At 45.5% G+C, this 20,563-nt stretch carries 21 protein-coding genes; 10 read left to right on the plus strand and 11 right to left on the minus strand.

The annotated features are described in order from the left end of the window. Nucleotides 1-24 precede the first annotated feature (24 nt). From HMPREF3179_RS03275 to purU, 3 genes are read left to right on the plus strand one after another with little or no spacing between them, the layout of a single operon-like run. Complete coding sequence (locus tag HMPREF3179_RS03275) at nt 25-546, plus strand: flavin reductase family protein (RefSeq protein ID WP_018026761.1); 522 nt, start codon at nt 25-27, stop codon at nt 544-546. Next, nucleotides 543-1,655, plus strand: a complete 1,113-nt coding sequence (locus tag HMPREF3179_RS03280; RefSeq protein ID WP_036558710.1) for an NAD(P)/FAD-dependent oxidoreductase — start codon at nt 543-545, stop codon at nt 1,653-1,655. The genes HMPREF3179_RS03275 and HMPREF3179_RS03280 overlap by 4 nt, the downstream gene beginning before the upstream one ends. Nucleotides 1,656-1,690: 35 nt before the next feature. Further along, the gene (gene purU / locus HMPREF3179_RS03285) at nt 1,691-2,548 is read left to right on the plus strand and encodes a formyltetrahydrofolate deformylase (RefSeq protein ID WP_036558713.1); all 858 of its coding nucleotides are present in this window, start codon (nt 1,691-1,693) and stop codon (nt 2,546-2,548) included. A gap of 2 nt (nt 2,549-2,550) precedes the next feature. Here purU and HMPREF3179_RS03290 read toward each other — a convergent pair whose 3' ends face one another. After that, nucleotides 2,551-3,447: a LysR family transcriptional regulator gene (locus HMPREF3179_RS03290; protein WP_026156871.1), complete on the minus strand. Its 897-nt coding sequence runs from the start codon at nt 3,445-3,447 to the stop codon at nt 2,551-2,553. 116 nt (nt 3,448-3,563) lie between these two features. Between HMPREF3179_RS03290 and HMPREF3179_RS03295 the strand changes: the two genes are divergently transcribed. Next, nucleotides 3,564-5,057: a CoA-acylating methylmalonate-semialdehyde dehydrogenase gene (locus HMPREF3179_RS03295; RefSeq protein WP_070469712.1), complete on the plus strand. Its 1,494-nt coding sequence runs from the start codon at nt 3,564-3,566 to the stop codon at nt 5,055-5,057. 73 nt (nt 5,058-5,130) lie between these two features. On the opposite strand, the gene HMPREF3179_RS03300 is transcribed toward HMPREF3179_RS03295, so the two are convergent. The 6 genes from HMPREF3179_RS03300 to HMPREF3179_RS03325 all read right to left on the minus strand — a co-directional run bounded on the left by HMPREF3179_RS03300 (nt 5,131) and on the right by HMPREF3179_RS03325 (nt 11,578). Next, nucleotides 5,131-6,117, minus strand: coding sequence for a cytochrome-c peroxidase (locus tag HMPREF3179_RS03300; protein WP_070469723.1), 987 nt, complete (start codon nt 6,115-6,117; stop codon nt 5,131-5,133). A 230-nt stretch (nt 6,118-6,347) separates the two neighbouring features. Next, nucleotides 6,348-6,929 (minus strand): polyhydroxyalkanoate synthesis repressor PhaR, encoded by a 582-nt coding sequence (gene phaR / locus HMPREF3179_RS03305; RefSeq protein WP_070469713.1) that lies wholly within the window; start codon nt 6,927-6,929, stop codon nt 6,348-6,350. Between the two features lie 30 nt (nt 6,930-6,959). Next, nucleotides 6,960-7,703: an acetoacetyl-CoA reductase gene (phbB, locus tag HMPREF3179_RS03310; RefSeq protein ID WP_018026754.1), complete on the minus strand. Its 744-nt coding sequence runs from the start codon at nt 7,701-7,703 to the stop codon at nt 6,960-6,962. A gap of 164 nt (nt 7,704-7,867) precedes the next feature. Next, a complete protein-coding gene (locus HMPREF3179_RS03315) occupies nt 7,868-9,517 on the minus strand; it encodes a PHA/PHB synthase family protein (RefSeq protein WP_018026753.1) in 1,650 nt (549 codons plus the stop codon). A 211-nt stretch (nt 9,518-9,728) separates the two neighbouring features. After that, entirely contained in the window at nt 9,729-10,580 is an 852-nt protein-coding gene (pgeF, locus tag HMPREF3179_RS03320) for a peptidoglycan editing factor PgeF (protein ID WP_070469714.1), read from the minus strand. Nucleotides 10,581-10,600: 20 nt separating this feature from the next. After that, nucleotides 10,601-11,578, minus strand: a complete 978-nt coding sequence (locus tag HMPREF3179_RS03325) for an RluA family pseudouridine synthase (RefSeq protein ID WP_070469715.1) — start codon at nt 11,576-11,578, stop codon at nt 10,601-10,603. A 169-nt stretch (nt 11,579-11,747) separates the two neighbouring features. Here HMPREF3179_RS03325 and HMPREF3179_RS03330 point away from each other — a divergent pair, with 169 nt between their 5' ends. Next, entirely contained in the window at nt 11,748-12,572 is an 825-nt protein-coding gene (locus HMPREF3179_RS03330) for an outer membrane protein assembly factor BamD (RefSeq protein WP_018026750.1), read from the plus strand. A 47-nt stretch (nt 12,573-12,619) separates the two neighbouring features. On the opposite strand, the gene HMPREF3179_RS03335 is transcribed toward HMPREF3179_RS03330, so the two are convergent. After that, nucleotides 12,620-14,689 (minus strand): DNA repair helicase YoaA, encoded by a 2,070-nt coding sequence (locus tag HMPREF3179_RS03335; protein ID WP_070469716.1) that lies wholly within the window; start codon nt 14,687-14,689, stop codon nt 12,620-12,622. 140 nt (nt 14,690-14,829) lie between these two features. On the opposite strand from HMPREF3179_RS03335, the gene HMPREF3179_RS03340 reads away from it, so the two are divergent. Then, nucleotides 14,830-17,232: a Tex family protein gene (locus tag HMPREF3179_RS03340; RefSeq protein WP_070469724.1), complete on the plus strand. Its 2,403-nt coding sequence runs from the start codon at nt 14,830-14,832 to the stop codon at nt 17,230-17,232. 67 nt (nt 17,233-17,299) lie between these two features. Here the strand turns inward: HMPREF3179_RS03340 and HMPREF3179_RS03345 are convergent, their stop codons facing one another. Further along, nucleotides 17,300-17,557 carry a hypothetical protein gene (locus tag HMPREF3179_RS03345; RefSeq protein WP_018026747.1) on the minus strand — a complete coding sequence of 86 codons (258 nt, stop codon included), beginning with the start codon at nt 17,555-17,557 and terminating at the stop codon, nt 17,300-17,302. A 16-nt stretch (nt 17,558-17,573) separates the two neighbouring features. Then, nucleotides 17,574-18,266 carry a M48 family metallopeptidase gene (locus HMPREF3179_RS03350; RefSeq protein ID WP_018026746.1) on the minus strand — a complete coding sequence of 231 codons (693 nt, stop codon included), beginning with the start codon at nt 18,264-18,266 and terminating at the stop codon, nt 17,574-17,576. A 186-nt stretch (nt 18,267-18,452) separates the two neighbouring features. Here HMPREF3179_RS03350 and HMPREF3179_RS03355 point away from each other — a divergent pair, with 186 nt between their 5' ends. Beyond that, nucleotides 18,453-18,731, plus strand: a complete 279-nt coding sequence (locus HMPREF3179_RS03355; RefSeq protein WP_018026745.1) for a DUF4282 domain-containing protein — start codon at nt 18,453-18,455, stop codon at nt 18,729-18,731. 79 nt (nt 18,732-18,810) lie between these two features. Here the strand turns inward: HMPREF3179_RS03355 and HMPREF3179_RS12095 are convergent, their stop codons facing one another. Next, entirely contained in the window at nt 18,811-19,026 is a 216-nt protein-coding gene (locus HMPREF3179_RS12095) for a benzoate/H(+) symporter BenE family transporter (protein ID WP_371441417.1), read from the minus strand. Between the two features lie 16 nt (nt 19,027-19,042). On the opposite strand from HMPREF3179_RS12095, the gene HMPREF3179_RS03360 reads away from it, so the two are divergent. From HMPREF3179_RS03360 to HMPREF3179_RS03370, 3 genes are all read left to right on the plus strand, one after another. Beyond that, nucleotides 19,043-19,279 (plus strand): hypothetical protein, encoded by a 237-nt coding sequence (locus HMPREF3179_RS03360; protein ID WP_036558735.1) that lies wholly within the window; start codon nt 19,043-19,045, stop codon nt 19,277-19,279. 2 nt (nt 19,280-19,281) lie between these two features. Then, entirely contained in the window at nt 19,282-19,662 is a 381-nt protein-coding gene (locus HMPREF3179_RS03365; RefSeq protein ID WP_070469717.1) for a zeta toxin family protein, read from the plus strand. 225 nt (nt 19,663-19,887) lie between these two features. Further along, a complete protein-coding gene (locus tag HMPREF3179_RS03370; RefSeq protein ID WP_070469718.1) occupies nt 19,888-20,376 on the plus strand; it encodes a hypothetical protein in 489 nt (162 codons plus the stop codon). Nucleotides 20,377-20,563: the final 187 nt, after the last annotated feature.

Raw genomic sequence — 20,563 nt, forward strand, 5'->3', positions numbered from 1 at the left:
GCCTTGTTAAGCAACAAATTTACTATGTCTACTAAACGTACTGCTGATTTTACTGATAAAGATTTTCGACTCGCTCTCGGTCGTTTTGCGACTGGGGTGGCGATTGTCACCACCACCAACCCTGATACCGGTAAGCCGGTGGGTTTAACCGTCAGTTCCTTTAACTCTGTCTCACTCGAGCCACCGCTGGTGCTTTGGTGCTTACGCTTAGCTTCTTATAATTTGCCGGTTTTTAAAAATGCAAGGCATTACAACATTCATATACTGGCAAATGACCAAATTGACTTAGCCATGCAATTTTCCACCGCCAAGGTGCCAGACCGCTTTGCTGATATTGACTGGGAAATGAGTGAAACCAATACCCCGCTCTTGTCTGCTAAGTACTGCGCTGCAATTTTCGAATGCGCCAGTGAGCAGCAACACCCTGCCGGTGACCATCTTATTATGGTCGGCTATGTCGAACGCTGTGAGCACACCAATAAGCTACCCTTGGTCTTTCATGCCGGTACCTTTGATTTGACGCCAACCAGTCGATTTGCTAAATGAGTAGCTCGGTAGATATTGAATGTATTGTGGTAGGCGCCGGTGTGGTCGGCTTAGCCATTGCCCGTGCACTGGCCCAACAAGGCAAAGAGGTATTGATCGTTGAGGCCGCCGCCCAATTCGGCAGTGGTATCAGCTCAAGAAATTCAGAAGTCATTCACGCTGGTCTCTACTACCCACCTAATAGCCTAAAAGCCAAGCTTTGCATTAAAGGCAAAGCGCTTTTGTACGACTTTTGTGAGCGCAGACAGATACCCCACCAACGCCTAGGCAAGTTATTAGTGGCAACGGAAGCCGCTGAAATTGCACAATTAATGGCGATCAAAAACAATGCCAAGGCTTCCGGCGTACATGATTTAGTCCTCCTACAAGCTTCAGACATTGCCACCCTAGAGCCGGAATTACATGCCGAATTGGCTTTATTCTCGCCTTCCACTGGCATCGTTGATAGTCATGCCTTGATGCTCGCCTTATTAGCTGAGGCTGAGCATGCAGGGGCTCAATTAGTACTTAAGACCCCCCTCAAGCAGCTGAGCATCCAAGGGGCAAATCATTTTATCTGCTCTTTTGATGATACTAGCCAAACTCAACTTAGTTGTGCTAACTTAATCAACGCCTCCGGTCTTTATGCGACTGAATTAGCAAAGCAGTTCCGTGGTCTTGAGCAGCAGTATATCCCCACCGCTTATTATTACTGCAAGGGGCGCTATTTCTCTTATACGGGCAAAGCACCCTTTAAGCATTTAATTTATCCTATGCCCGATAAAGACGGTCTGGGGATTCATTTAACCCTAGACTTAGGCGGTCAAATTAAATTCGGTCCCGATGTATGTTGGCAAGCGCAGGAAAACTACCAGGTAGAAGCCGAACAGGCAAGGATATTTTATGAGGCAGTCAGACGCTATTGGCCTAGTCTTCAGGAGGGTAGCCTACAGCCCGCCTATACCGGAATTAGACCCAAATTAAGTGCAGCAGGTCACACGGCGGCCGATTTTATTATCAGTACGGAAGCAGTACATGGTATCAGCGGTTTAGTGAATTTATTTGGCATTGAGTCGCCCGGCTTAACTGCTGCGCTCGCCATTGCTGAAGAAGTCGCAAATCATTTATAAACTACAATTTTACAAAAACAATTATCAGCTTAAAAATGAGTAACCATCACGAATTTATTTTAACGATTTCTTGTCCCGACCAAGTCGGTATTGTCTATAACATCTCTGGTACCTTATTGGAGCTGGAGGGTAATATTCTGACCTCACAACAATATGGGGACGAAGATACCAAGCAATTCTTTTTAAGAATTCGTTTTAGTGTACCCGCTAGCATCACGCAGGAGCAAATTGAAGCTGCCTTGGCACCTGCTAAAGCGCGCTTTAATATGGATTTAAACTTATATGCCACCACTAAAAAATCACGCGTATTAATTTTAGTGAGTAAACAAGGCCATTGCCTCAACGATTTATTATTCCGCACTCATAGCGGTTTATTAAATATGGAGATTGTGGGCATTGTTTCTAATCACCGTGACTACGAAAAACTAGCTGAGAGCTATGATATTCCTTACCACTACCTACCTGTGAGTAATGACAACCGTGCTGAGCAAGAGGCGGAGATTTTCCGCTTAGTTACTGAGTTAGAGGTGGATTTAGTGGTCTTAGCACGCTATATGCAAATCCTCTCCGAGGAGCTCTCAAACAAGCTTGAAGCCAAGGCGATTAATATTCACCATAGCTTCTTACCTAGCTTTAAAGGCGCTAAGCCCTACCATCAGGCGCATCAACGTGGGGTTAAGATTATCGGTGCCACCGCCCACTATGTGACCTCGGACTTGGATGAGGGACCAATTATTGAGCAGGATGTGCAGCGTGTTGACCACCGACTCAGTGCCGAAAGTCTGGCGCAGGTAGGGAGTGATATTGAATCACTGGTGCTGTCACGTGCGGTAAAAAGCTTTATTGAGCATCGCATTTTATTAAACGGTCATCGCACGGTCGTTTTTAAATAAGATCACTCCCCCATCATCAAGCTTTGGCGCTGTTCGAGCTTGTTTTTTAAGAAATTAGAAAACAGCTCGATGCGCTTAAGCAAACGCAGATCCTCATGATAGAGCATCCAAAAACTGCGTTTAATTACAATCTCATCGGGCAGTACGACTTGCAAGGCCGGGTTTTGATGAGCCATAAAGCAAGGCAAGACGGCTAAGGCCATACTACCCAAACACGCTTGCAACTGAGCCACTAGGCTATTGGATTTAAAGATCACATTAGCCGCAGGTACCAAATCGCTTAAATACTTCAACTCATCACTGATAATAAATTCATCCACATAATCAATAAAACGATGTGAGGCCAAATCCTGCATGCTACGGATCGGTGCATGACGTTTTAAATACTGGGGTGTAGCATAGAGACGCAACTTATAATCACTTAAACGACGATATACATAATTACCGCGTATCGGTCGATCAATGGTGATAAAAATATCCGCTTCGCGTCTGGACTGATCGACAAAACGCTGAAAAGGCATAATATCCAGACTGGTCTTAGGGTATTGATGCTGAAACTCCACCGCCAACGGCGTCAACATATAAATACCAAAGCCCTCGGTGGCAGCCACACGAATATTACCCGTCAAGTCCTCTTCCAACACACTCACGCTTTGCTGGGCATGCAACAGCTCACTCTCCATCTTCTCGGCATGTTGCAATAAATGATGACCCGCTTCTGTCAACAGATAACCGTAGCGCCGCGACTTATCAAATAGCACGGTCCCCATCGCTTGCTCCAATTGGCGAATGCGGCGGGCGACGGTTGTGTGTTCAACCCCTAGACGACGACCTGCCTCAGATATTTTTGAGGTTCTGGCAACCGCCAAAAAATAACGTAACCCATCCCAATCCATCACGCCTCCTTTATATATGTAAATATGCACAATGATTGTGCATTTATTATATTGATATTTGCCGCTAGACACTTCAAAATGGGTCTAGATAAAAACTGACATAAGATTAGGAGACTTAAATGACGAATATTCCTACGATTCCATTATTAGTGAATGGTGAAAAAGTTCAATCCACCTCTGGCAAATACTTGGATGTACTCAATCCAGCCGATCAGTCAGTGGTAGCAAAAGTGCCTTTATGTACTTTGGATGAGGTTGATGCCGCCATTGCCAATGCCAAAGAGGCCTACAAAACATGGCGCAATACCGGTATTAATCGCCGTATGCGTGTGATGCTTAAGCTTCAAGAGTTAGTACGTGATAACACAGAAAAATTAGCCGCCTTAATTACCAAAGAACACGGCAAAACCCTGCCAGATGCAATCGGTGAAGTGGGTCGAGGTTTAGAAGCCATTGAGCATGCTTGCTCGGTGGCCAGTATGCAAATGGGTGAATATTCAGAAAACGCCGCCACCGGTGTGGATGTGTATACCTTAATCCAGCCGTTAGGGGTGGTCGCCGGTATTACCGCCTTTAACTTCCCAGTGATGCTACCTTGCTTTATGTTCCCGTATGCCGTGGCCGCCGGCAATACCTTTATTTTAAAACCATCTGAGCAGGATCCCAGCGCTTCTTTATTCCTCGCCGAATTGGCGTTAGAATCCGGCTTACCGCCAGGCGTACTCAACGTGGTGCACGGTGGTCCTGAGGTGGCGCAGCGTTTATGTGAGCACCCTGATATTAAAGCGGTATCATTTATTGGCTCCACCCATGTGGGTACGGAGGTCTATCGTCGTGCCTCTGATAATGGCAAGCGTTGTCAATCCATGATGGGCGCGAAAAACCATTGCGTGGTCATGCCTGATTCCGACAAAGAGGTAGCAATTAACCAATTAATTGGCGCAGCCTTCGGCGCTGCCGGTCAACGTTGTATGGCCACCTCCGTAGCGGTGATGGTGGGTGAGACGCGCGAATGGGTAGATGAATTAGTAGAAAAAACAAAGTCCTTAAAAGTGAATGTCGGTACCGACAACAGCGCCGACTTAGGTCCACTCGTATCGCCGTCTGCGAAGCAGCGTGTTGAAGGCTTAATTCAATCCGGTGTGGATGAGGGCGCAAACTTAGTGTTGGATGGTCGTAATTACGTCGTTCCCGGCTATGAAAAGGGTAATTTTGTTGGCCCTACTATCTTTACCGATGTCAAAAAGGGTATGCGTATTTATGACGAGGAAATCTTTGGTCCTGTGCTAGTGATTGTCAATGTCGACACCCTAGATGAGGCTATCGCTTTCATCAACGACAACCCTAACGGTAACGGTGTTGCTATTTTCACGCAAGATGGCAGTGTGGCCAGACACTTCCAAAACAATATCGATGTGGGCCAAGTGGGTATTAACGTACCTATTCCAGTGCCAGTGGCTTGGTTCAGCTTTACCGGTTCACGTGGTTCCAAACTGGGTGATTTAGGCCCTAACGGTAAGCAAGCATTCTCTTTCTGGACCCAAACGAAAACAGTGACTGCGCGTTGGTCTCAGCATAACCGCAGTGTCAACACGACCATCTCAATGAAGTAAGGTGTTAAAACAGAATAGGCCGTGAGTAATAAAACCACGGCCTATTTTCTATGTGCAAGAAGCGCTTTAAAGCTTAGCTATTTTTCTCAGCTTCTTGTGGCGCCCAAGGCTGACCAATCGGTGTTTCATCACTATTAGGATGTAACACAGGGATGGTGAATTCAGGCTGATCACCGGTTAAGGTTTTTAAGAAAGCAACGATATCGGCATTTTCCTCATCCGTAAATTTCTTACCTAACTGTAAGCGACCCATGATATCAACTGCTTCTGTCAAGGTTCTAGCAGCACCATCGTGGAAGTACGGATAGGTTAATTCAACGTTACGTAAGGTAGGTACCTTAAAGTTCATGCGGTCAACGTCCTGTCCAGTAACACCAGCACGACCGGCAGCTTCGTTATCAGTCACGTAGGGCTCAACTAGACCCATGCGCTGGAAGGAGTTACCACCTAAGTTAGGACCGTTATGACAGGCCACACAACCGCTGTTTTTAAATAGTAGATAGCCATTTAGCTCCTGATCGCTAATGGCATCATCCTTGCCACTCAACCACTGGTCAAAACGCGAATTAGGTGTTACTAGGGTTTCTTCAAAAGCTGCTAAAGCAGACGTCACCTCTTCGATCGTGATCTCATCAACACCATACACGGCTTTAAACTCTTCTACATAGCCAGGAATGGTTTTTAAAACACTGACTGCTAAGTCGTGAGTAGAGCCCATTTCTAAAGGATTCTCAATCGGACCACCGGCCTGCTCACGCAAGTCCTTAGCACGACCATCCCAGAACTGAACAAAGTTTAAACTAGAGTTTAAAACGGTAGGTGAGTTAATCGGACCCTGTGCCCAATAGTCGCCCACTGAGCTAACTAAATGGTCCGCACCACCTAACATCAAGTTATGACAGGAGTTACAGGAGATAAAACCAGAACGAGATAGACGATTATCAAACCAAAGCTTTTTACCCAATTCCACTTCAGCCTGATTTTCCACTTTGTGAGCTTCGATCACTTGAATCAACTCATTATTCGGCTTATAGCGTTCACCCTCCGCTTGTTGCGCCATCGCAGGTGCAGCCACAAAACCAAAAGCACCACAGGCCAATAAAGCCATTGTTAATTATTCATAAGATTCCCCCTTGAATCGTTAAAAACTGGGTGATATCACCCGTAGTTCAATTATAAAGTTAGGGGGCTTAATTGGGATTGATCATAATCAAGGTTCCCAACGATAAGGCTAAAAACCGGGAATTATCCGCCTTGACTAATCAAGGCTTTGGTTATATAGCAAGCTAACTACTTGGACTTCTTCGTGCTCTTTTTGCTCTCGGCGGCTTGATTAAAAGCAGCAGGACTAAACACCTTTAGCAACTGCTGGGTTTGATTTTGCATCTGTTCTTGCATATTGAGATAAAGATCCTTAGTCTGTTCCACATAACTACTCATCATGCGACTCATCAAAGGATTTTGCATGGACATCAGATCAGCCCATGCCTCAGGCTTAAATTGAGTCGGGTAAAGCTCCTCATATTGCTGACTCAATTGCTGTTGAATTTCAGTAAATGCCTGCATGTTTTGCTCTAGGTAGGTACCCATCACACCCTGCATGGCATGCCCGTAAAAACGGATAATCTGTCTGAGAGTGTTGGTGCTAAACATCGGCACACCAGCACTCTCAAGATCCAGAATAATTTGTAGCAAGATGCTCCGTGTAATGTCTTCATTGGTTTTTGCATCAATCACGGTAAAGCGCTCTGAGGCAACCACCAAATCCCTCACATCGGCTAAGGTGATGTAACTACTCGCCTGCGTATCATAAAGACGACGATTAGGATACTTTTTAATAACACGAGAACTATCTTGCTTAATTTCTGACATATTAATACTACTAGCTAAAATTCCTACTGATTAGCTCATGTGAAGACCGCCGTTAAGCGAGAAGTCGGCACCGGTAGAGAAGCCAGCATCATCCGAAGCTAACCAACCAACGATCGATGCAATCTCTTCAGGCTCACCTAAGCGACGCACAGGGATGGTACCCACGATCTGCTCTAAAATCTCAGGACGAATCGCACGCACCATATCCGTACCGATATAACCAGGAGAAACGGTATTAACCGTCACACCACGACTTGCCACTTCCTGCGCCAAGGCCATTGTGAAACCGTGAATACCCGCTTTAGCGGTAGAGTAGTTAGTCTGACCAAACTGACCCTTTTGACCGTTAACCGAGCTGATATTAATAATGCGACCCCAACGTTGCTCATACATGTGCTCAATTACTTGCTTAGTCACATTAAATAAGCTGTTTAGGTTAGTGTCCATCACCGCAGTCCAATCCTCAACGGACATCTTACGGAAGACGCCATCACGCGTAATACCGGCGTTATTCACAAGTACATCAATCTCACCGACTTCTTGACGAACCTTTTCAAAAGCCTTGACAGTGGAATCCCAGTCAGCGACGTTACCGGCGGAGGCATGAAACTCATAACCATCAGCTTTTTGCTCATCCAGCCACTTTTGAAAATTACGAGTAGGGCCGCAACCAGCAACTACGGTAAAGCCGTCATCGGCTAAACGACGACAAATTGCTGTACCGATACCACCCATACCACCCGTAACATAGGCTATTCTTTTCTTTGAGCTCATAAGCCACTCTCCTTTTGATTACATGACAATGTTTGTTAACTGTAAACTGCACATCAGCATACTGTCTATAAGGGTAATCCTAAGCTCCAAGCGAGGCAGCGCCTAGGATTAGCGCTATTTATCAGATGCTGATATGCATTAATTAAAACTTAAAATTGGCATTATTAACTTATTGCTTTAACCTTAACATAACGCCCTGGTGCTGGCTCAATGACCGGATACTGGCGACTACCCATGGTCTTGCGGGCACGGATCTTGCGACCGCCTTGTTGTGCCAACCACTCAGCCCACGCAGGCCACCAACTACCAGGCTTTTCAGTAGCTTCTGCCAACCAATCACCAGCACTTTGAGCACGGTTCAGATCGTCAGGCGTATTTTCATTAACCCAGTAGTTGCGACGATTCTTGTGCGGTGGATTAATCACACCAGCAATATGACCAGAAGCACCCAAGACAAAACGCACTGGACCAGAAATCAACTTAGCCGATGCAAAACCAGAATCCCAAGGCACGATATGATCGGCGATGGAAGCGTATACAAAAGATGGTATATCAATCCGACCGAAGTTAACCTTTTCACCGCAAACCACGGCATGATCTGGCTTGGCTAAGTTATTTTCCAAATAGGTATTACGTAAGTACCAGGCATAGAAAGGACCAGGTAAATTCGTACTATCAGCATTCCAATATAAAATATTAAAAGCTGCTGGCGCCTCACCCTTAAAGTAGCGACTCACCACATAGTTCCAAACCAGTTCATTGGGTCTGAGCCACGAGAAGGTGCTATTTAGCATATCAGCCGAAGCTAAGCCACCCTTGCCCATTTTAAGCTCATTTCTAAGCACCATGGATTCATCAATAAAGACATCCAACACACCAGTCTCAGAGAAATCCAGGAAGGTGGTTAAGAGGGTTAAGGACTTAACAATATCAACACCACGCGCTTTTAACACAGAGATTGCGGTGGCCGTCATTGTGCCGCCCACACAAAACGCTGTCACGTTTAGTTGGGGTTGAGCGCTAATGGCCTGCACCACCTCCATGGCCTTTAAAATGCCGTGTTCAATATAGTCATCCCACGTCGCCTCGCTGATGCCATCATCATCGCTTGATAAAGGATTGCGCCAAGAAATTAAATAGGTATTATGGCCCTGCTCTACCAAGTACTGCACTAGCGACTCATCCTTTTGCAAGTCCATCACGTAGAACTTATTAATGCATGGTGGCACTATCAGCATTGGTGTCTCAAACACCTGATCAAGCTTCGGCTGATATTGGATCAACTGGAAAAATTTATTTTCAAAAACCACCGATCCCTCAGTCACCGCTAAGTCCACGCCCACTTCAAAGGCCGTCTCATCGGTCTGCGTCATGCGACCCTTGCGTAAGTCATCCATCCAGTTCTGCATCCCCTTTTGTAGAGACTCACCGGAAGTGTCTTGGAACGCCTTTAAGGCCTCGGCATTAAAACTAAAGAAGTTAGAAGGAGCAATCGCCGCTAACCACTGATCTACCGAAAACTGTAAACGCTCTTGCATACGCTTAGGTAGATCAAACTTAGCCGTCATTTTTTCTACTGTTTCAGATGATAAAACATATAAATGCGCTAATAAATGAAGCTGCGGATTTTCGGCCCAAGCCGCATCACGGAAACGACGGTCACGTAATTCCGGAAGATTACCCTCTTGGCTAAGCTGCATCAGATGTTGAAACTTTTTGACAAAATCACTTTTAAATACTTCCCAATCGGCTGAACTGGTCAAATTATTCCATGAGGCCAGCCATGGGTTATTGGCTAAATTAAACTGCTCCATTAATCATCTCCATCTAAGAATGCGATAGGCTTTGGTGTCTAGCATAGAACTTGAATCTCTATTTATAGTGTAGCAAAGAAATATTCCAATTATCTGAACAAACACCTAATTCTTTATTGTAAATAAGAATTATGACAAGCAAATTTAAATTCATCTGGCGGTGCTGAGTTGCGCCCCTCTTAGCAAGCACACAGCTGCTTACTGGAATTAATTAAGGCTTAGTTAAATAAGCCACGGTCACCTGCCGCCCCGTCTGCGCATTACGACGATAGGAATAAAAGCAACTGGCAAGACTATAAGTACAAAGTCCTGAAAAGTAGATCCCGCAATCTGCAGCCACCCATCCTCGAGGCTTAAGACTGTGCAGTTTATGATTGGCAATAGCTACTAAATCACCATAGTATTTATCCGCCTGCGTTTTAGAAGGTGTAAAAAAAGCCGCATACGCTGGGTTAGACTCTACAAAGCCTGCGCGCACCTCCGCTCCCACCTCAAAAGCAGCCGCACCGATAGAAGGGCCTATCCACACATGAGCAATTGGCGTAGCCACCTTCTGCCTCATTGCCTCAATAGTGTTTTCAATCACCCCAAGCAATAAACTACGCCACCCCGCATGCACCACTCCTAGCACTTGTGCTTCTGCACCCAACAGCACAAGCGGCATACAATCCGCCGTTTGTACCACTAACACACGCTCAGGCTGAGTAGTAATGCTGGCATCCGCTCGAGTGATCTCATCAGCTGGCTGCCATTGGTCAGCATCAAAAACCGCTGCACCATGTACCTGTGCAATCCAAATCGGCGCCGCCGGCAATTCCTCTTGTAAGCGCTTGCGGTTGGCTAGTACCAAATCGCGCTCGGCGCCCGTGGATAAGCCCAAATTAAATCCTGCTGCACTAAAGGCATCACGATCGGCTGAGCCGCTGGCCGACACGTCGCGGCCACTGCTAGCGGTGCTACTAAAATACGCCAGACCATCAATAGCAGGACCACTAATGACGGGCAGACCATGCAACTCACGATACGCTGCATGGGGTTTAGGATAGAAAAAAGGAACCTCCATCACGCCTCCTGCGGCTACGATTAACTTTCAATCCAATCAACAGCATCTATTATCTGCTGCATCGCTGCGGGTATTTGTGCCGTAAAATGCAGCGGCACGCCATCCACTGGATGCATAAAACTCAACTGCTGAGCATGTAGCATCTGCCGCTCTGCCCCCAGCCAAGCTGGACCACCATATAAACCATCACCCAGTAGCGGATACCCTAGACTACTTAAATGTACTCGAATCTGGTGAGTACGACCCGTCTCTAAACGACATTCAACCCGACTGATCGGATGTCCCTGCCATGTACCCAAGGCCTGTCGTTGAAAATGCGTGCGCGCTTCCTTGGGCGCAATAGGTGAGTCGGTGGACATTCTTACCGCCACGCGGCGATCTCTACCAATCGCTGCGTCAATCGTACCCGCCTCGGCAATATGCCCTTTTAACAAAGCCACGTATTGACGTCCTACCGAACGTGCTTGTAATTGCCGCACCAAATCGGTTTGAGCAATTTCCGTACGGGCCACCATTAAGATGCCGGAGGTATCCTTGTCCAGTCGATGTACAATGCCCGCGCGCGGTATCTGCGCCAACTCTGGAAAATGGTATAACAAGCCATTTAATAAGGTACCTGACCAATTGCCAGCACCCGGGTGCGTCACCATACCAGCAGCCTTATTCACAATAATATAATGCTCAGTAGCCGCAATAATATCAAGCGGCAAATTCTCCGGGCTAAATGCCATTTGCTCCGGTGCCGCCTGTTCCCTTACGGTAATGCGATCAGCCGCTCGAATGGTTTGGCGCACTTTAGCTGCTTGTCCGTTGACCTTGACCCAACCATCGCTGATCCACTGTTGTAAGCGACTGCGTGAATGCGCCGGCAATAAGGTAGCTAGTACCTTATCCAAACGTTCGCTGCTGAAGTTTAAGGGCATTTCAAATTCCAAAGCCTCAGGTTCTACTGCATCGTCGTCGAAATGCTCAGCGGTTTCAAGGGATTGGTCGGTCATAGCAGGCTCTGTGTAATGAGTTTTTAATTGATCTGGCAAAATACGCTGTTGATTTTTCGAATATTGTAATCAACAGCAACGATAGGATCCTAAAAGGCTGTTATCATAGTTTCTATTAAACAGAATAAAGCATCATATCACGCAAGTATTCTTATTTTAAATTGTAAATATGCAAACTAACACCTTTAAATCCATAGTACTCGTTCTTGGCGTCAGTTTATTAACCGCCTGCTCAAGCACCCGTGACAAGATTAACGATGAGACCATCGGTTGGTCTGCGCCTCAACTATATGATGCGGCTCGCGAAAACGTTCGTAGTAGCTCATGGAATACCGCCAGTGCCTATTTACATACCATTGGCACACGCTTCCCCTACTCCAGCTACGCACAGCAAGCCATGATTGACGAGGCTTATGTGCTCTGGCGTGATGACGAACCGGAGCAAGCCAAGGCAGTGATTGATCGCTTCCATCGCTTATATCCAAATCACCCGCATACCGACTATATGCTCTACCTTAAGGGCTTAATTACTTTCACCCCGCCGAGCGCTTTCTTAAGCAGCTATACGGGTCAGGACCCGAGCGAGCGTGACCCTAAGGGCTTGCGTGAGTCTTATGCCGCCTTTAGTGAGCTAGTCGAGCGCTTCCCACAGAGTCGCTATGCCGAGGACTCACGACTACGTCTAAACTGGTTAATTAGCACCATCGCTGAAAACGAGGTCAATGTCGCCCAATACTACTATGAGCGCCATGGCTATGTGGCTGCCATTAACCGTGCACAGGCGGTATTAAGAGATTTCTCTGGAGTAACGGCAACGGAGCGTGCGCTGTATATTATGATGAAGTCCTATGAGGCTTTAGGCCTACATGATCAAGCCGCTGACGCTCAGCGTGTATTTACACAGAACTTCCCAAACTCCGACTATCCGGAGCATGGTCTTGACAAGGATTCCAGTTGGTTAGATGTTTTCAAACCAGCAACGTGGTTTAATTAGTTTAGACTTAAAGGGGTTTAGTTCGAAAACTAAACCCCTTTTACTTTTTATTTACCTTGCTCGGCCAAATAGCGCAAAAATTGTAAGGCATCCTCTGGATTTCGGCTTCGATAAAAGTCCGGTAAACCCTGCCAAAGCCTTTTACCATAGCCTTTTTCCACCAAGCGTACATCACCAATGAGCAATACCCCTGCTTCATTTTCACTGCGCACCAAACGTCCCGCCCCCTGCTTGAGAGCAATTGCAGCATGCGGGATCTGGATCTCAAAAAAGGGACTGCCGCCACGATTTTCACAATCCCTAATGCGTGCATCCAGCACCGGGTCATCTGGTGACATAAATGGGATTTTATCTATTGCCACCAAGGTCAATAAATCGCCGGGAAAGTCCACGCCCTCCCAAAAACTGGAGCTACCCACCAAAATAGCATTGCCCTCTTGACGGAATTTTTCCATCAAATAAGCGCGAGAATTATCCCCCTGCTTTAATAAAGCACGATCAATATTTGCCTCATCCAGCCGCGCTAATAACATCTCTGAAAACTCATCAACCGCTTTCAGGGAAGTGCATAACAACAAAACACCGCCATGCGTTGCTTCAATCAAAGGCATCAGCACGTCCAGAAAGCGTTCTCTAAATGAAAAATCATCCGGCAACGGCAGTTTAGGAATCAGCATAATGGTTTTATCCTGATATTGAAAGGGTGATTCCCATACCCGTTCAATGGCACCATAGAGCCCAAGATTATTAACAAAATGATCAAAATTACCATTCACTGACAAAGTCGCTGAGGTAAAGACCCAGGCCTGATCTGCCTGCTTAAAGCGACCGAAATGTCGCACACTCAAGGGAGCCCGATGAAGCTGAAAATAGTGTTGAGTTAAATTGAGCCAACACACATAGCTTGTTTCAAGCTCAGCCACTGCTTGGTGCTCTTCATCCATCTGCTCAGCCACCAAGGAACTGAGACTATCACTAGCGCTACTTGCAGCGACCTGCGTGGCACCCTCTGCATCAGCCGCTGGCTGATGGCTACGTGCCCAACGCATCAAACTATCATATAGTGCCGCGCCCTCACGGGTTGCTGCTTTAATATCGGGATGGGATTCCTGATAGTTTAATAAAGTTCGCACCAATTGCTGAATTGCCTGCGCCAACTCATCAAAACGCCCCATCACTCGTTCATAATTTTCCAGATTATGCACCAAAGCCTGCGCATTTGGCATTTCCTCAAGCGGCATCAATTGTAGTCTAAACTCCATCAGCGCCTTGGCTATCTCCTGCACGATAGGCTCAATGTCCTTGGCAATGCCTTTTAACTGGGCGCGCACGATGCTAAGACTGCGTTTTTGCCAATCAGCAATTTTTTGACCGCTAATTTGCTCACCTAAAAAGCGCGTCGCATAATCCGGCAGTTGATGCGCCTCATCAAAGACGACGGCCTCTGCGCTAGGCAATAAATCAAAAATACCCTCCTGCCTAAGGGACAAATCCGCCATAAACAAAGCGTGATTAATCACCACCACATCCGCCTCTTGAGCACGCGCCCGCGCCTTATTCGTAAAGCACTCCTCTGCAAACTGACAGTCTTGACCTAAGCAATTCTCAGCAGTGGAAGTCACCCGTTGCCAAATGCTCGCTGTCTCAGGTACGGCAGCACAATCCGCCTTATCACCCGTTGCGGAAGTATCAGCAAAGCGGCGTATCGCTTGCAGCATGGGCACTTCTAGCTTAGAGTGCAAACCCGCATCTGACTCCTCAAGCTGCTTTAAATAATGGTGACAAACGTAATTAGAACGTCCCTTAAGCACAGCGACCAAGGCTGGAATACCCATGGCCTGGCAAACCTGTGGCACATCCTTAGTGAAGATCTGGTCCTGTAAATTGCGTGTACCCGTCGATATAATCACCTTGCCAGGCGCTAATAATGCGGGTACTAAATAGGCCCAGGTCTTACCTGTACCGGTACCTGCCTCAGCCACCAGCGTGCCCTTTGTCATGAAAGTATTTTCTATCGCTTGCGCCAACTCAGTCTGTGCCTGACGCTTAGTATAGCGACTAACAGATTCGGCAAAAGGCCCATCATCTGAAAAAAATCGACTGACATCAAAACTCAAGAGCGGCTCCTACAAAAAAGACGTCACTTATTATGCTTATTTTCACATAAGCAATTGTAGCAATCCTAGTCAATGAATATATTTAGCCACCTAATTGTGGCAAAATGACAAGCTTTCAAACCAAAAAACTTGAGAGTGAGATGACCGAATCTGTAAGTCTACAACCTGAACATTCATCATTAGCTATTCCACAGGAAGTCGATAGTGCGCGTATTATTCAACAACTTGCTGAGGAACTAACGGTAAAAGCCAGTCAAATTGCTGCAGCCGTCAATTTATTAGATGAAGGTGCCACGGTGCCCTTTATTGCACGCTATCGTAAGGAAGCGACTGGTGGTTTGGACGATACAGTGTTGCGTCAACTAGAAGTACGATTGCTATATGTACGGGAGTTGGAAGAGCGCCGACTCGCCATTCTGGAATCGATTCATGCTCAAGAAAAGCTGACACCCGAGTTAATGCAGCAGCTAATGGCGGCAGACACTAAGCAACGCTTAGAGGACTTGTATGCTCCCTATAAGCCTAAGCGTCGCACCCGTGCTCAAATCGCCATAGAAGCTGGTTTAGAGCCCTTGGCAAATGCTATCCTAGAGGATCATACTGCGGATCCTGAAACCTTAGCCGCAGATTATCTAAATGCAGAGCATAAAATCACCGATACTAAAGCGGCATTGGATGGTGCGCGCGATATCCTGGCCGAACGCTTTGCCGAAGATGCGGATTTATTAGCACAGCTGCGAGAGTTCCTGTCTCAACAAGGTCTTTTATACTCCACCGTGGTCGCCGGCAAAGAAGATGAAGGCGATAAATTCCGCGATTGGTATGACTTTAGTGAGTCTTTGGCGAGTCTACCCTCGCACCGTATTCTAGCCATGCTACGCGGACGTCAACAGGGCTGCTTGGATTTACGTATTGGCTTATCTGAAGCGCAGGAGGAGCTGGTACCGCATCCTTGTATTGAGCGCATTGAGCGCTACTTTGATTTGGGTGCAGAATTTGACGCAGATGCCTCAGCCCGCGGCAAATGGCTAGCCGATGTTTGCCGTTGGACGTGGCGTGTAAAATTACTCACCGCCTTTGAAACTGAGTTTATTAGTCAGTTACGCCAACGCGCTGAAGAAGAGGCAATTAAAGTCTTTGCCGACAATCTAAAGGACTTATTATTGGCAGCGCCAGCAGGTCCTAAAGCCGTGCTAGGCTTGGACCCTGGGATTCGCACGGGGGTCAAGGTAGCCGCCATTGATGCCACGGCCAAGGTGCTTGAGACCACGACCATTTACCCCTTTGAACCCCGCCTTGACCGTAAAGGCAGTATTCATACCCTAGCAGCGTTAGTGGCCAAGCATAATATTGAGTTAATTGCCATCGGCAACGGTACCGCTTCGCGTGAGACCGAGCGTTTAATTAGCGAACTGATTAAGGAATTTAAACTCGATAAGGTTAAAAAGATCGTGGTTTCCGAAGCTGGTGCCTCAGTTTATTCTGCTTCAGAACTAGCGGCCACTGAATTCCCCGATCTGGATGTGAGTTTACGTGGTGCAGTTTCCATTGCCCGTCGTCTGCAAGACCCATTAGCCGAATTAGTTAAAATTGAGCCCAAAGCCATTGGCGTCGGTCAATATCAACACGATGTTAATCAAGGCGAGCTAGCCCGCTCCTTGGATGCGGTGGTTGAAGATTGCGTCAATGCCGTAGGGGTTGATGTCAACACCGCATCGGCAGCACTGCTTGCGCGCGTTTCTGGTTTAAATAGCACCCTGGCTAAAAACATTGTCGCCTGGCGTGACCAAAACGGCGCCTTTGACAATCGCCAAAAGCTACTGGAAGTGTCTCGCTTCGGCCCTAAAACCTTTGAACAGGCAGCCGGCTTCTTACGCATTCAAAACGGCGACAATCCACTGGATGCCTCGGCGGTACACCCCGAAGCCTATCCAGTAGTTGAGCGCATTTTAGAAAAAATTCAAGCTGATATCAAAGATATTATGGGCAAAACCGATGCTCTCAAAGGACTCTCGCCAAGTAGCTTTACTGACGAACAATTTGGCTTACCAACGGTTAAAGATATTTTTAATGAGTTAGAAAAACCCGGTCGCGACCCACGCCCTGAATTCAAAACAGCCACCTTCCAAGAAGGGATTGAATCCATACGCGACCTGATTCCCGGTATGATTCTAGAAGGTGTGGTTAGTAATGTAGCCGCTTTTGGTGCTTTTGTGGATATTGGTGTAGGCCAGGATGGCTTAGTGCATATTTCCTGCTTATCCAATAAGTACGTCACTGATCCACGTGAGGTGGTGCGTGTCGGTCAAACGGTGAAAGTCAAAGTACTGGAAGTAGAGGTAGATAGAAATCGTATCAATCTCAGCATGCGTTTAGATGATGACATTGGCAGCAGCAATCGCACAGCACGTAGCGATAGTCGTAACAATGAACGGCGTGATAATCGCAGCAAACATCAGCGTACCGGCACACACGCCTCAAATCGACGTGATGATGCGCCGATGGGTGCAATGGCAGCGGCCTTTGCCAAGCTTAAAAAATAAACGAATAAACGCCCATCTCACTAGCAATCATCAGGGGTTTGCCATTGCGCAAGCCCCTGATACCCCCCTATAAACGACCGCTAAACACACTCAACACATAGCCGATTAATGCAAGGATTAATCCCAGCAAAAAAATATAGATAATGGCATTGCGAGCGTTTTTCTTGCCCTGCGCTATTTGTTCGGGACTCAATTGCGCCAATAATGCTTGGTTTTTGGCATTAGGCTTAGCATTTAAGGTGCTGAGACATAAAATCGCAAAAAACACCGTCACCCCACCGATGATATATAAACCCTTAGCAATCATGGATAAAACCACTGCCATCAAAACTCCTTACTCTCTAAACTAAAGGCTGGTTGAGACGCTGTTTACGCTCTCGCCAATCCGCTAAACACTTATCCATCAAGGCTTGAAAGCGCTGGTTATGACTTTGCTCAAACAAATGCACTAATTCATGCACCAACACATACTCCAAACTTTCAAGCGGTCTTTTAGCCAGCTCCGTATTTAAACAAATACGTTGTCCATCACTGCGGCAACTGCCCCACCGGCTTTTCATAGTGCGCAAATCAATGATAGGCGCACTAATCCCCATGCGTCTCTCCCACTTGGGCACATAATCCTTTAAAGCGGCCCGTATCTGCGCTTTATAGAAATTCTGCATTACCAAGGCCCTACCTTTGCTACTCGTGCCGTCTCGCACAAACATATTTAAGCCCTCCGCATCGTGATAAATCTCATGCTTAGCATAACCCTCAAACACATACAAGGGGTAGAGCTTGCCCCATAAATAATGTCGTTCACCGGTTTCATATTGCAGCGCTGGCACGGCTTGATAATGAGCAAATTTTTGCCGCTGCTTCTTAATCCAAGACAAACGCTGATTAATAAACGCCAGCGCCAACTCCTCTCTCATCCTCTGTGGCACCGACACCACTACCTCTCCTGCGGGCGGTAACACACGAATATACAGATTTTTAATCGCTTTAAAATGCAGCTTAATAGGAATGGAATCGATACGAATAATTTTCATAAAAAGACGTTAATCTTATCTATGAGAAGGTCTAGTGATAACTTGGTATCGCTATTATAGCCTAGGCTAAGCTGTGCTTTCTCAGCACCTGTACAAAGGGTTGTTGATTTACACTTTACGCTGTTAAACTAAAAATCCACACTCCTTTGGACAACTTATCATCATTTTTTTTTAGGAGGAATAGCTATGAATTTCCGTGATTTTTTATATTTAGACAAGTTTATTTTCCCAAAAATCGTCACCTTCGTTTATTGGTTTATCTTGGTGGCCGTTGTGATTGCTTCTTTGTCCGCTATCATCAACGGTCAAATTTTATCCGGTCTTGCGGTTTTAATTGGTGGTGTGATTGCCGGACGTATTTATTGTGAATTAACGGTGGTACTCTTTAAAATTAACGAGCATTTAGCTATTTTAAGCAGCAAAGCCCTACAACAGGATAAAAACACACCTACCATTGAGCCATAAGTGCATTGACTATAAACACTGGTGCTTTAGGGGTGATGCGCAAAAAAGCCTGTCTTAGCAAGTTTTTAACTCCTCACCCCTAGGCTTTCTTTAATAAAGACCGGATCCCACCACGCAATTTAGGATTAAATAGTAAGGCAGCACACATACCGATCAGAATACCCCAAAAGGCAGAAGCTAGCCCAAACCAGCTCATGCCAGAAGCCGTCGCAATAAACGTCAATAACGCCGCTTGGTGAAAAAAAGAAGAGCCTAAAAAAGTAAAAGCTAAACTGATGTAATATAATACATTAATTAAAAAGGAGTTTTAAATGGCTACTTTAATGGAAAAAGATGTACTTATTGAGTTTGTGGCAACCGCAAGCGCAACCATGCTTTCTAGACTACAAAGAGCTGAGTTAGAGGAAAGCGAAGATATAAAATACTTGGCTAATTTACGTATGACCATCTACCGTTCAAAACCTGAAAAACTGGATTTTGATGATATTGTTAAAAACGTCCGAACCATTATCAACCGATACAAAGACTTGCCTAAATTAAAAAGATAAACTTGAATATAGAAATTTATGATCTACATAAGGATTTAAAAGATAAATTACCATTGATATGGGATTTTCTTTTGAATTCAACAGGGGTCACGCCTGAACATAACAAACCTTTCGGTGTTATTGTCGGAGGTCAAGCAGGGGCTGGAAAATCACAAGCAATCGAAGAGTTGTTAAAAACACTAGATAACGTATTAGTTATAAATACGGATGAATATAGAAAATACCATGAATATTATGAAGAAATACAAAAAATACATGGTGAAGGCGCAGGAAAATACACAGGGGAGTTTGCCTGGGAAATAACAAAACAAGTTTTTAGCAAAGCGGTTAAAGAAAAATATAATATTATCTTAGAAACCACGGGGAGAGCCGAAATCATTTAAAACAAAGGCTTTCAGGAAGTTAAGTGGGAAAAATGTGGGATTTATACAGTGCCCACAAAATAGCGTTCAGCCAACAATACATAAATCCCTTTGCGTACAACAAACCACATTTTACGGTACACAAAAATAAATGATAAAAGGTGTTGACTAATTATAGTGTATACACTATAATAAAGTTAATGAGTTGAACGGCAGATCATGTTATTAACACACAAGGAGTAGAATATGTTTAATGTATTTCGATCTAATGAGGCTGAAGCCAAATTTATTGAGGAAGTCAAAAAAATCCTTTCAAAAAGGACTTTAGAAAATATTTCTTGGGATAGCATAATGACTCAAGCAATAGATGCCGTTGACAATGTGTCTATTGATGACAACCCTTCGTTGGAATTTTCGGCTCCTTACACTTATGATGGTAATGCGCACGTTCTCTTTTTAGAAAGAGATTGGTTTGAGTTGGTTGATAACTTTCAAAACACCATTGAATTCAAAAACGCTGAACAAACTTCTCATAATCAATTCTACTTGACTGTTCAAATAAATGATGAGAAATATACCGCTGATAAAATTGTAGGTAATGATAACGTTATGTTTTTTGATGCTAATGGGAATGAGGTAGATAGAAACACCCTCACGCACATTGATTGGTATGATCTGGAAGATTTTATCAATTGCCAATTTGATGAATTGCTTGAATTATATCTTGAGCGGTAAATAGGTTAAACCGCTTAGAATATTTTTAGTTTGTAAAAGAAAAAGCCCACAAATAAAGATGTGGGCTTTGCCGCCTGTGTGGTAATTGAGGTTATATATATGACTAAACAACACAATACTAACGCTCAAACTGAGCATAGTAAGAAATTGCGAGGCAAAACCGCCAACGCACACAACTCAAGAATGC

This window comes from Oligella sp. HMSC09E12 (assembly GCF_001808505.1).
GTDB classification, from domain to species: Bacteria; Pseudomonadota; Gammaproteobacteria; order Burkholderiales; family Burkholderiaceae_B; genus Oligella; species Oligella urethralis.

Coding starts and splice junctions, on each gene's coding strand:
- HMPREF3179_RS03330 (WP_018026750.1), top strand. CDS start 11,748: ATGCAAACTAACACCTTTAAATCCATAGTACTCGTTCTTGGCGTCAGT.
- HMPREF3179_RS03345 (WP_018026747.1), bottom strand. CDS start 17,557: ATGGCAGTGGTTTTATCCATGATTGCTAAGGGTTTATATATCATCGGT.
- phbB (WP_018026754.1), bottom strand. CDS start 7,703: ATGAGCTCAAAGAAAAGAATAGCCTATGTTACGGGTGGTATGGGTGGT.
- HMPREF3179_RS03280 (WP_036558710.1), top strand. CDS start 543: ATGAGTAGCTCGGTAGATATTGAATGTATTGTGGTAGGCGCCGGTGTG.
- HMPREF3179_RS03340 (WP_070469724.1), top strand. CDS start 14,830: ATGACCGAATCTGTAAGTCTACAACCTGAACATTCATCATTAGCTATT.
- HMPREF3179_RS03355 (WP_018026745.1), top strand. CDS start 18,453: ATGAATTTCCGTGATTTTTTATATTTAGACAAGTTTATTTTCCCAAAA.
- HMPREF3179_RS03315 (WP_018026753.1), bottom strand. CDS start 9,517: ATGGAGCAGTTTAATTTAGCCAATAACCCATGGCTGGCCTCATGGAAT.
- HMPREF3179_RS03350 (WP_018026746.1), bottom strand. CDS start 18,266: ATGAAAATTATTCGTATCGATTCCATTCCTATTAAGCTGCATTTTAAA.
- HMPREF3179_RS03300 (WP_070469723.1), bottom strand. CDS start 6,117: ATGGCGCAACAAGCGGAGGGTGAACGCTATAAGCCGAATAATGAGTTG.
- phaR (WP_070469713.1), bottom strand. CDS start 6,929: ATGTCAGAAATTAAGCAAGATAGTTCTCGTGTTATTAAAAAGTATCCT.
- HMPREF3179_RS03295 (WP_070469712.1), top strand. CDS start 3,564: ATGACGAATATTCCTACGATTCCATTATTAGTGAATGGTGAAAAAGTT.
- purU (WP_036558713.1), top strand. CDS start 1,691: ATGAGTAACCATCACGAATTTATTTTAACGATTTCTTGTCCCGACCAA.
- HMPREF3179_RS03370 (WP_070469718.1), top strand. CDS start 19,888: ATGTTTAATGTATTTCGATCTAATGAGGCTGAAGCCAAATTTATTGAG.
- HMPREF3179_RS03360 (WP_036558735.1), top strand. CDS start 19,043: ATGGCTACTTTAATGGAAAAAGATGTACTTATTGAGTTTGTGGCAACC.
- HMPREF3179_RS03275 (WP_018026761.1), top strand. CDS start 25: ATGTCTACTAAACGTACTGCTGATTTTACTGATAAAGATTTTCGACTC.
- HMPREF3179_RS03325 (WP_070469715.1), bottom strand. CDS start 11,578: ATGACCGACCAATCCCTTGAAACCGCTGAGCATTTCGACGACGATGCA.
- pgeF (WP_070469714.1), bottom strand. CDS start 10,580: ATGGAGGTTCCTTTTTTCTATCCTAAACCCCATGCAGCGTATCGTGAG.